Genomic DNA, 11,952 nt, shown 5'->3' with positions numbered 1-11,952 from the left:
CCCTATATCACTCCAATAAGCTCATCTGAGATCGTTAGCGTTGTTAAGTTATCGGAGGAATACTCCCATCCAATCCTACGCCTTGTAAAAAGGGTTCCACCCTTGGCCTTTGCCCGATGGCATCGCGCCTGGCACACCGTCCGCCTCAAGCAGCGGACGGACAACTAACTTCACAGGCCACGCCTCGCTCTCGAAGATCACGCGCTCCAGCATGGACCGATCCGTCTCGGGAAGCTGCACCTGGTGCAGCGCTTCCCGCCAGGCCTGCTCCGTGATCTCCCAGAACTTCGTTTCCGGGATGTTATACACTTCGCTCATCGCTTCCATGATCGCAGCCAGATTCACCTGCGTCCCAAGGGACTGCACATAAAAGATCAGCTTCTGGATCGTCTCATTATAGAGACTGTTCGAATACCCCGGACGAATATGATATCCCGGATCAGCAATTCCATGTTTGTCCAGATACGGTTGATGCAAACGCACAGAGTCATGATCCCGGAATAATAGTCCCTTCACCTGATTATGCTCCAACACCAGACAGCAGTTCTGACCATGAATCTCCGGTACAACCCCCACCTTGAACAAACGCATTACGATATCATAGAATGTAGTCGCAATTTGATTGTAGAACTCCAGAACATCTTCTACACTCAGATTCCTGCCCATGATTTCGGTGAGCAGATGGTGCCCATCCAGATTTACGCCGAGTGCAGCCATCGGCACAATTTTGTAGGCATCATCCAGCAGTTCGGCGGGATAGACACGAATCTGTGCTGACAGATGCCGCGGGTGATCGTCGAACAATCCCATGGACTCCGGCATGAAACCCCACCAGTTCTGTTCCTCACACATGTACACGTTCTCTTTCAATGTCTCGTCACAAGCCACTGCCTGCCTTAACATCTTCTCTCCCACAAGTCCATTCAGCAGCTTAACAACCGGAAGATATCGCGCGGCACCGAGCGACAGCACACTAACGGGCAACTTGAGCATAAGTGCAGACTCAGCCGTTTGAGCCATAGACCGCAGAGATGACGTAGCAAATACATCTCCAATCTGCACATCCAGCACCACAATGCTGCCTTCTACGATTTCTTTCGTAAACCGCGGCAAAATGATGTGTTCCAGCTGCCACGGATGCACGGGCATAGGCAAGTACTCGTCCATCGACAAACCTCTGCGAGAGCATTCAGCCTGGACTTCCTCTCGCTGAGCATCATACAGCATATCCAGAATCGACAAGCCGTCCTCACATCCCTGCTGCACAGCATCCCGTTTGATCGCTACCCAGCGCAATCGAATCTCCTTACCGAACTCGGCTGCGTATGCCTTAACATCTTCGGCGCTGAATCCAACCTTTGCTTTGGAAGAAGGATGGAACGGGCGATCCCGGAGCGCAGCAATACGCTCACTTTTCACAAACCATTCATATGCGGACTTCGGATGATAAGCAGACAACGTCTGCACCTGATTCCAACCAAGTTCGTACTGTTCTACAGCTAGGTCCAAACTTGCCAGAAAATCTGCCACACCCGGCTGCTTAAATTCATCTTCGGATAATGCCCGTTGTAATACCGCCCGCCCCACGGCCGCCGGAGTATCCAGCATCGTCCAGTTTCCATCCGATTGTTGCTGATAGATCGGTGATCCCTGAACCCACTGAATGCCTTGCCTTACTCCGTTTTCAACCAGACAAAGTACTCCTGCGATATGCAAACCCAGACTGAAAGGCGGCGTAACAACGGACATATCCTGAGCACTAGCGTGATCCTCAGTAGGGTTACTCTCACTGAAATTATCCAGCGTAAAGTTATACTCATTGGAGTTATACCCACTCTTGTTCTGCTCATCGACAATGTGACCATGTACATGTTTCTTCGCGCTACCCTTTTCCCATTGAGCAAACCGCTGATATAACTGTCGAAGCTGTGCAGGTGCAGTAGCAAAATCAACAAAACGGTGACCTTGCAGTGGAAGTAACTGCTCAGCGAGCAGGCTATTCATCAGATCGGACATCACCTGCTGTTCAGCAGTTTGCCGACTGGAACGTTGCATTAACGTTGACATGTTCATCACCCTCCATCAAATAGTGGAATGCCGGGTGCGGATGCCCCAGAAAATCATGATGCGAGATCGTCCAGGCGTACGCACCGGATTTTTCGAACACAATCACATCGCCGACTCTTAAACAGTCAATCTCTGCATCGGAGTGCATCCGATCCTTCGGCGTACATAATTCACCTACAATATGGGCTCGCTCTCTCCGCACCTCGGGTCTTGTAAACTCATGCTTCCATCGATCCGTATATACAATGTGGAAGGGATGATTATGTCCCCATGACGCAGGCAGCCGATGATGATGTGTACCTCCCCTTAAAATGACAAACATCTGTCCGTGCGAACGTTTAATATCCGTTACCTCGGTTGCATAATAACCGTGATCTGCCACTAACAAGCGACCTGATTCAAAAAACAACTCTCCACCTCGGGTAGCCAGACGATTTCTAGCTTCACTCTGCTGCAAAAGCGTGGTAAACAACGACCAGTCAAAGCCCGGACTCCCGTCATATGTCACACCAAAGCCTCCGCCTGCATTGACCACGTCCACCTGCAAGTTATATTGCTGTTGCCAGTGCTCCACCTTTTGCAAATATAGCTCGATCATCTCGGCATGCAGTCTGGCGTCCATATTGTTCGACAGGGAGTGGAAATGGAATCCGCATAACCGAACCGAACCCGCGCCTTCCACACGAATCAGTTCAATCGCTTCGTCCACCGACTCTTCATCAATACCAAAAGGACTAGGGCCACCGCCCATGACAATTTTGGTCTGTGGCAAGGTGTTACTTCGCAAGTTGATGCGGAGCAACACACGCACCTCGGGCTTCTGTTGCGCTCTCTCTTTGGCAATCGCAATGATACGGCGCAACTCCAGCAGGCTCTCTACATGGATATAACTCACGTTATGCTCGATCGCCAGCTTCAGCTCGCTCTCCTTCTTACCCGGGCCGCCAAACAGGATCGGAACTTCCTGGCTCACCGCCCGAACCTTGAGCAGCTCGCCAATAGATGCCACCTCGAAACCCTTCACCAATGGAAGTAGCGCTTCAATAATGCGTGGATCGGGATTGGCTTTGATGGCATAAAATAACTTCGTATTCCATGGCATCGTTTGCAACATACCACGTACCTGCTCCTGCATACCTGCCAGATCGTAAATGTACGCGCAGATCGGCTCATGCTTTTCGCGTTGGATCACATCTAAGGCTTGCTGTACACTGGTTTTCATAACTGTCCACCTGCACTTCCATAGTCATTCCGCTTTTGGGCGTAGGCCCGAAATGCCGTATTCCGATCATCTCCAAGCACATAGATGTGCACACCACGCTCACGCCATACCGCCATATCTTCGATGCCTCTTGTGACTGTTGCATAAGGTACGCCGAATTGTTGCGCGTTCTCGTACAATACGCCTAATGCTTCTCTCACATCCGGGTGGTTGGTCTGCCAAGGCACACCAAGTGATTGTGATAAGTCCGCTGCACCTTCCAGCACAAAGCTCACCTGCGGATGAGATAAAATCTCCGAGCTCTGACGTACCCCTTTCACACTTTCAATCATCGGCACGATCATCACCTGCGAGTTGGCTTCCGTAATGTACTCCGTTAGCGGAAATTTACCGAATACACCTGGACGTCCACTGTTAAGACTGCGCATACCCAATGGATGGTAATAGGCATGATGTACGGCTTCTTTCACTTGCGAGAGCGTCTCCACATGAGGAATCACGATCCCCTGTGCCCCGCAGTCCAGTACCTTTAGAATTTCCGTGCGCTCGACCTTCGCAATACGTACAAGTGGTGTAATACCAACCAGTTCGGCGGCTCTTATCATCTCTTCTACCGATTCCATCGACGTTGCCGTATGCTCCAGATCAATGATGACAAAATCATAATTGGCATGACCAATCATCTCAATGACGATCGGGTGCGGAATCGATACAAATAGGCCAAATACCTGCTGTTTGCGAGCAATTTTTTCCTGAAGTGTATTCTTCCTCATCGCTTTGTTGCCTTCTGTTCGTCTTCATACTTCTGTTTGTGTTCATCCTTCTGTTCAAGCATATCCTTCGCCAGTCTGAGCGGATTGTTTGTTTTGCGGAAATATAACTCCCCATCCCCATACAAACGCCGTTTCGTCATCTCTTCAATCAGGGCATCCTCTGCCAAAAGATCAAACATATCAAACCGCTCGGCATACTCGGGATGCTGCTGCTGATAACCCATAATCACTCCGGCACACAGTTGCCAAAAGGCTTCTTCGGACAAACCGTATGGCTCCAGCGACAGCGCAATATCCGTCATGCAGATAAAAAAGAACGCATCGTACGTATAGTCACGTACCTCCGACACATCTCCGGCATAGATGAACGAATATCGATTGAATTTGCGATGAGTTTCCGGTTCAGGATGCAGCTTCGGTGCACGTTCCGGGTGTAGTAGCTGATCCGGGACATAACGAACGCCATCATGTAAATCTTTCAGGATGATGCGTTTCGGCAACTCATTTTCCAACACCAAAATGATATTCTGGGCATGGCATTCAAACGCAATTCCGTGCGCATACAAAAGATGAATAACAGGCAGTGTAAGTGTACGCACCAAGGCCTCTGCCCATGGCTGAACCCCATGTCGCTCGATCGCCTCCTGAATAAAAGGAACCCCGTTTCGTTGCACCAGCATAAGAGCATTCAGTGGCCAAGCCGTCTCGCCCTCATTCAGGTGAACGGATACATTCTCCCGCCAGATCGCTCCCAGGGTGCCGTAAGCGCGGCCGTACTGCGTAACAGGTAATTGTTCATAACGGAACGAAAGACCCATGATTTCTTTTAAAATGGCAAACTGCTCCCGCTGTAACACCTCATCCTCGCGTACCAGTTGATCCAGCCAGTCACTAATCAGGGGGGCGTTTTGCGTCGTATGTTGGGCGAGGATACGTGTGCTAGAAGTGTTCGTAATACTCAGAGCCAGCTTAATGTAAGGTGCTACTAAATTTTCCCGATTCGAGAGGGAACGAATGGATTGTTGCGCACGATAGGTTGAGGCCGAAGCCCCCAGATATATGATGTCTCCATCCATTAGTTGTTTGGCAAATATGGATTCGATCGCGTGCTCCCACTGCCACGGATGAATCGGAATGAATACGTAAGCATCCATATGTAAGGAAGCCGTTTTGTCCGAAATCACCTGACGAAATTGCTGCAAATCTTCCTTGGTCAGATGCTGTTCCAGCAGTGCTGCCATTTCGTATCCATCGGATGTAGCCGCTTGAGCCAATTCTTTTCTCACCGCAACCCAAATGAGTGGAACGTCGGCATTGAACTCGGGGCCATAGGCTAGATTGTCTTTCAGCGAGAATCCTAACCTGGACTTGTAGCTTGGATGATACAGATGGCCATCAGTCATGTGACTTTCCAGCGCATCGTAGTGACGATCCCCTGCCGGAATGCGAAGAGGCAACAAAGCCCGGCACTGACTGTCTTTAGCCATCGTTTCTTGCAATTCCTGAACAAATGCCGTCAGTTTCGCACCCTGCAAACGATTCAGCACCATCTCTTCCAAAAACACATCCAGATCCGTGCAGACCACGCCTTCGCGCTTGATCGACCCGGCCTTCACCTTCACCCGTGCAAACGAAAACTTCTGCTCTGCGTCACACGAATACACCACGGATTCACCAGTTGCAGTAACACCGCAGGTCGACCACTCACTCCCGCTCACCTGACGATCCAAGATGTCTTCGAACCACATCGCTTCCAGCGCCTGGCGTATGATCCTTTCCTGAACTTCCACGTACACAGGGACTGCGTTGTCATTTGGCATTCTACGTCCTTTACCCGCTATGTTTGGTTGATGTGATTCATTTGATTGGGGTGATTCGTGTGATTCATTAGGTTCGTTTTGTTCGTTTTGTTCTTTTTTTCCGCTTCGTTCACTCGTACTGTTAATCTTATTTGTTCCACTTGTTCCGCTTATTTCAGTTGTCTCTGTTTTTAACATTTCTGCTGGTTTACTTTCCTTCTTCTCTTCTGCCTCATTACCGATTTTCGCGAATCTCACGTGCTTCACTCCCTAAACGTTTCATGACGTTACCTACCGGCACATAAGCCGGAGTTTGACTAATGCCCGTGAGACAACTCACCAGATTTTGTTTGGCTAGAAAAGCATCTGCAGTCAGCAAATGTTCCACATAAGCGTTACCTGTTCGTGCTAATTCTTTCTCAAGCATCTCACGTACCTGCATCCAGAAGTATTCCTCCGATACGTTCACATCCCGAGCCAATACATGAATTAACGAACCCAGATGGTTCACGATAAAATAATACGAGGTTCGCGCCCATGCCTTCTCACGCGAATAACGTAACAGCTCAGACACTTCTGAACTTAGAATCTCCCTTTGCTCATGCCGCTGCCATCCATCCACTAGCTGCTCATCTACACTGACCCCTTCCAGATCACGTACGATAAATGCAACCGGCATGCCCTGCTCCAGCGTCACTAACGTATTCTGCAAATGGGCTTCAAAATGAATGCCTTTCTCTCCGGCCGCCCGCACAAGCGGCAACAGTGAACAGTCCAAGTATCGTGACAACCATTGCTCTACCTTGTCACGATCAACGACATCGGCATCATCCTGTCTACCACACAGCATGGTCACTAAGCGGGATGGTGCTCCTGGCAATGGCGACTCCACCAGACTGGACAATACATAGGTACTCGCAGCGTCGAACTCAATCGGACGATAAGCAACGGTGAATAATCGGGTAAGTTCTTCGTCCTCAAACTTACATGTCGCTACACCTGTCTCATATGCGATATGGGTACAAGGCTCCGCTTCGAAACAGCCCTGTTGCCACACATAATTGGACGCATCCAGTGTCCGCCGCATCTGCTCGGCACTATTGGTGCGAATCATATTCGTAATCTGCATATGCAGCGACAGCTTGATGTTGCAGTTCCAGTCCGGAATGTATACTGTACGTACGGAAGAAGTCGGATAGGCAAGAGGCCCTGCCTGGCCGAGCAACAATATCTTTTCTTCAACGATGTAGGACTGCACCTCGTCCAGACCGGAGATATACGCATACTGCCACGGATGGATTGGCACAATCCCATACATGGCCAGCTTTTCTTTGGAGACAGACCATTCATGGCTTCCCAGAAGCTGATGCAGATCCATTTTGTCCGCATGTTGTACCCATTCCTCTGTATACACATCCTGCCTTACGGCGATGTAACAGAGCTGAAAAGAGGTTCGAAGTTCTGGACTGTATCGCTGTACATCCGTGGCAGTGAAACCTCTGGAGTTTTTGGGAAAAGGATGAAACGGGTGACCGTACAGCAGGGATTGTTCAGAGGTAATATAGTCATATATCTCAAGATCGGACGCCTGCTCAATGTACAAGGTCATGTTAGCCACACTGTTCTCCACTTTTTGAGTAAATTCACGAACGCGTTCGGCTCCCCCACCTTGATCTCCACTAATTTCAGAAGCGATCCAGCGTACCAGATCCCGGCTATGCACGGCTTGTCCATTCCAGTTCATGCTGAGATATTCATGCTCCCCCATCGCCGAGTAGTAAGATAGCAACCCCATCACGCTTACACGGCTGGTTGGAAAAGCAATCGTATACGTCAGCGTATCCGGGTTAAGCTGCATATGTTCAGCTTTTTTCGGCCCAAGCTCACGGATATAACAGTTCAGCAGCAACTTGCAGGAATGCTCATCGGCCTGTTGCTCCGCCTTGGACCGGAGTTTGTTTTCCATTTTGAACAATGAAGCCAACCTTCTTTCGAGTTATAAGTAAGACTAGAGGTAACGTCAGCAGAATGGCACAACCAAGACCTACGCATATTTCTTTAACGGCTCCCCATTTCGCTAACTCAATCGATCTTCCATGTCCGGCGAGCCATTGCCAGCGCATATCGTAATACAGCGTCATGCCCATGACTGCAAACGATGAAGCCAGTCGTTCAATCGTTGTGGACAGCACCGATCCTTCATGCATGTCTTCCTCAGGTAACGCCTGCAGCCCAATTGCAGAAATGCTCATACCGGACAGTCCTACGCCAATGCCCCGGCACGCCATAAGCACCCCGATGATCCATATGGACGCCCCCATGGGCAGAAAGGCAAACGTCAGAATAGAGATCGATACCAGCAATGTGCCCCAAGCGATAAACTGAAGTGACCTCCCGCGATCCAGCAAGTTTCCTCCGATCCACATGAACAGACTCGTGGAGATCGAGAGCGGAATGAACAAGGCACCGGAAAGCGCTGGAGACAACTGAAATACCTCCTGAAAAAGCAGGGGAAGCGCAAAAATCACGCCAAACATGACACAATCCTGAATCGTAGAGATCAGAACCGTAAGAGGAAATACACCTTTTCTCCGCAGTAACGAATAACGGATCAGCGGTTCATCACGTTCATTCTCAACCTGGATAAAACGAATAAGAAGCACTAGGCCAAGCACAATCAGTGTCCATGATATCCATGGAGCTACTGCTGGGCTGGCGTACACCTGTACGCCCAGACTGAGTGCACCCACTGCGCCAACAAGCCGCATCACACTGGATGGATGCCACTTTTTCCTGCGAGCAGGTGTGTAGGCTTGAATCACTCGTCCACAGCCGATCAATGAAAAAACAGCCAAGGGTACATTCAACCAGAACAGCATCTCCAGCCTTCCATACTGAATGATAAATCCGCCAAGGGTCGGTCCAGCCGCAGGAGCTAGCATCAGCAGCAGTCCCCATGCACCCGTAATGCGTCCTCGAACCTCCGGGCCGTAGACATCGAACAGCAACACAAGGGATAAAGGAATCATCAGGCCAGCTGCCACACCATGCATGAACCTTACAAGTAGCAATACTTCAATATAGGAATGGAGCAATGCTCCGAGCACCGAAAATACTCCATAGATGCAAATACCGAGCATATACGTCTGCTTACGCCCCAGCCGATCTACGACCAGGGAAGCCAGCGGCATCGTTAATGTCATGGCGAGCATATACAGGGCAATGATCCAGCCCCCAGCCGTGGCGGAAATGTCATAATATTCGATAAAATACGGAAGCAGCAGGTTAAAGGCACTGTTGGTAAGCACAAGTGTGAAGGCTCCTAGTAGAATGGCGAGTAAAACCGCATGCCGCCGAAGCAGCGATACACTCAGCATAAAGCTGCCGTTAATGCAATGGCTTCCGATACCGATTGCTCAAAGATCGCGAGTACCTCGCCTGCTTCCTTCTCCGTAATATTCAGCGGCGGCAAGAAACGCACAACCGCAGAATGACGTCCGCCAACTTCCACAATGAGTCCATTACGGAAACATTGCTGCTGTATAGTGGACGCTAGTTCACCATGCTGTAGATAATGTCCAAGACGATCCTTACCCCCTTGCGGGTTAACCACTTCAACACCGATCATTAGCCCGCGGCCACGAACATCACCAATTTCGGCAAAACAGCTTTTCATCGCCTGTAACCTTGCCATGAACTGCTCACTACGCAGATGCACGTTCTGCATCACATTCTGCTCCCGAATATAACGGAGCGTGGCTAGACCTGCTGCCATGGCCAGCTGATTGCCACGAAATGTGCCCGTATGCGCACCGGGTTTCCACTGATCCAGCTCCTCCTTATAGATCACAACCGACATGGGAAGACTGCCACCTACGGCTTTTGAGCAAATAATGACATCAGGCACAATGCCCGCATGTTCAAACGAAAACATCCGCCCCGTACGTGCAATGCCGGTCTGCACTTCGTCAATAATGAGCGGAATATTTCGTTCCGCAGTGATTCGGCGTAACTCTTTCAGCCACTCAATATCTGCAGGAATCGCTCCACCCTCGCCCTGTACCGTTTCTACGATCACTCCGCACGGTGCAGCTATTCCGCTCTCGCAATCATCCAGTACATTCTCGATATACTGTGCACTTAATCGGGCAGTCATGCCTTCACCAACACCAAACGGACAACGATATTCATAGGGAAATGGCAAGAAATGCACATCCGGCAGGAGACTTTGCAGGTTTTCTTTTTTACTCAAATTGCCGCTCATGGACATCGTCGCTTGGGTTGAACCGTGATATCCACCTTGGAAAGCCAGAATGGACTTCCCGCCTGTAGCATGCTTCACCAGCTTAATTGCGGCTTCGACCGCATCCGCTCCCGTTGGGCCGCAGAACTGAATTTTGGATGTATTCCGCATCTCTTCGGGCAGTAAAGAGAATATCTCTTGCATAAACGAAAGCTTAAGTGGTGTGGCCAAATCGAGTGTATGTAATGGAATCTGCTGATCCAGAACATCCCGAATAGCGCCTACGACTGATTCATGGTTATGTCCAAGCGCGAGTGTGCCCGCACCTGCCAAACAATCGTAATACTCACGGCCTTCCGTATCCGTGATCTTGATGCCTTGAGCTTTGCTGATGACGAGCGGGAAATGCCGTGGGTACGCTCGTGCGTTGGACTCCTTCTCGTTCTGCAGCTTCAGGTATTCCGTCTGAACCTCTACTGACATAACTCTCTAACGCCCCTTATCATCGATTCAGGCCCAACTGCCTGTACATTCGTTATTGAATAATGCTAAGCGCTAACTCTGACTGAGATATTCCAGATACTGCCGAACAACGTCTCGTGTCGTGCCGCCATGTGGATACACATGGTGAGTGAGATCTGGCAAGGCGTTGACCTCCAGAATGCCTCCCTGTTCCGTTGTAATAGGTACTCGAATGTCCTTACAGCGAACATCGATACCTGCAACGTCAATCTGGAGCGCTCGGGCTGCCTGTATCATCATGCGGACATTATCCGGGTGAATGTCATCCGTACAATCCCTGTAAAATTCACTGATCTTTCCGGCCGCCGAATTACGGAGGTCATACAGTTCAATCTCCTGATCCACAGGAGACACGTCATTCAAAGCAAGTCCTTGCTTACGCAATGTATCCAGCAGATGAGTATTGTCTAGGTCAATCGCGGGGAAAGCTTCGTACATACCGATCTCTGTGTCCTGCATGCGGTTCCGGTTCAGCATTTCAATCCGTTCACGGACAGACGAACTGCCGTTACCCGTCACATACACAGGACGGTATTGGTTAACCGCCGCTACCTGTTCGTTGATAATTAACACCCGGTAGTCGGTTCCAATGACATATTGTTGTAGCAGAATGCTACTGCCATATTGGGTTGCGAGATGAATTGCCGCTTCCAGCTCAGCAACGGTGCGTACATCCAGGGTAACCCCCTGACTGCTGCTCGAATCCAGCGGTTTGACTACGATGGAACTGTATTGATGAAGGAAAACTTCGGCCTCTTCTCCCATGGCCGCTACAACGATATGAGGGGGAACTGGCATCCCCTGTTCATGCAGGATCAGATTACATGCCTGTTTATTCTTGGCAATCAGTCCTGCGATCAGCGGTAGCCGATGAGTTCTCGTTTTGTTAATGATGATCTGTTTGTGCTCCAAGGACAGTTTTAGAAAATCCTCACAACCATCCACCAGCAACTCGCACCCGATCCCCATCTCTCTTGCTTTGTTCAGAATCAGCCGATTCTGTAGATTCTCAAAACCTTCTGGAAATACGGAACATTTGGAACGAAGTAAATTCATATCCGACCTTCCTATCGGTTGATTTTATTGATAATGATTATCAGTATCATACAAAATCTATTTTATGGTAATTATTCACCCGTTGTCAATATGAAACTTTTAAGGAAAAAATATCTTTATTTCAGAAGGGTATTGGTATTGTAATCGTGGAGTATTGGCATACTTAGGCATAACAAACAAGGCAAGCTATGGAGTTTCCAAATCCTCTGCTTGCCTGTTTCGTTATCCCCATGACAATAAATTGATGGTACTGAGGAATAATTTTGGGGG

At 49.5% G+C, this 11,952-nt stretch carries 8 protein-coding genes; all 8 read right to left on the bottom strand.

Features of this window, described 5'->3' with window-relative positions; translation table 11 throughout:
- Positions 1-75: 75 nt before the first annotated feature.
- Positions 76-2,067 carry an IucA/IucC family protein gene (locus tag MHI38_RS21290; protein WP_341181640.1) on the bottom strand — a complete coding sequence of 664 codons (1,992 nt, stop codon included), beginning with the start codon at positions 2,065-2,067 and terminating at the stop codon, positions 76-78.
- Positions 2,027-3,289 carry a type III PLP-dependent enzyme gene (locus tag MHI38_RS21285; RefSeq protein WP_341181639.1) on the bottom strand — a complete coding sequence of 421 codons (1,263 nt, stop codon included), beginning with the start codon at positions 3,287-3,289 and terminating at the stop codon, positions 2,027-2,029. Before MHI38_RS21285 ends, MHI38_RS21290 begins: the two co-directional genes overlap by 41 nt.
- Positions 3,286-4,062, bottom strand: coding sequence for an aldolase/citrate lyase family protein (locus MHI38_RS21280; RefSeq protein ID WP_154891190.1), 777 nt, complete (start codon positions 4,060-4,062; stop codon positions 3,286-3,288). Before MHI38_RS21280 ends, MHI38_RS21285 begins: the two co-directional genes overlap by 4 nt.
- Positions 4,059-6,119 (bottom strand): IucA/IucC family protein, encoded by a 2,061-nt coding sequence (locus tag MHI38_RS21275; RefSeq protein WP_341181638.1) that lies wholly within the window; start codon positions 6,117-6,119, stop codon positions 4,059-4,061. The genes MHI38_RS21280 and MHI38_RS21275 overlap by 4 nt, the downstream gene beginning before the upstream one ends.
- The gene (locus tag MHI38_RS21270) at positions 6,097-7,827 is read right to left on the bottom strand and encodes an IucA/IucC family protein (protein ID WP_308722422.1); all 1,731 of its coding nucleotides are present in this window, start codon (positions 7,825-7,827) and stop codon (positions 6,097-6,099) included. The genes MHI38_RS21275 and MHI38_RS21270 overlap by 23 nt, the downstream gene beginning before the upstream one ends.
- Positions 7,784-9,238 (bottom strand): MFS transporter, encoded by a 1,455-nt coding sequence (locus MHI38_RS21265; protein WP_253496984.1) that lies wholly within the window; start codon positions 9,236-9,238, stop codon positions 7,784-7,786. Before MHI38_RS21265 ends, MHI38_RS21270 begins: the two co-directional genes overlap by 44 nt.
- Complete coding sequence (locus MHI38_RS21260) at positions 9,232-10,587, bottom strand: diaminobutyrate--2-oxoglutarate transaminase (RefSeq protein WP_154891187.1); 1,356 nt, start codon at positions 10,585-10,587, stop codon at positions 9,232-9,234. Before MHI38_RS21260 ends, MHI38_RS21265 begins: the two co-directional genes overlap by 7 nt.
- Before the next feature lie 72 nt (positions 10,588-10,659).
- Entirely contained in the window at positions 10,660-11,682 is a 1,023-nt protein-coding gene (locus MHI38_RS21255) for a hypothetical protein (RefSeq protein WP_154891186.1), read from the bottom strand.
- Between the last annotated feature and the right edge of the window lie 270 nt (positions 11,683-11,952).

This window comes from Paenibacillus sp. FSL K6-1558, assembly GCF_038002565.1.
GTDB lineage: Bacteria > Bacillota > Bacilli > Paenibacillales > Paenibacillaceae > Paenibacillus > Paenibacillus polysaccharolyticus.
The sequence above is the reverse complement of the archived record's forward strand: the minus strand, read 5'-3'. Positions and strand labels throughout refer to the sequence as shown.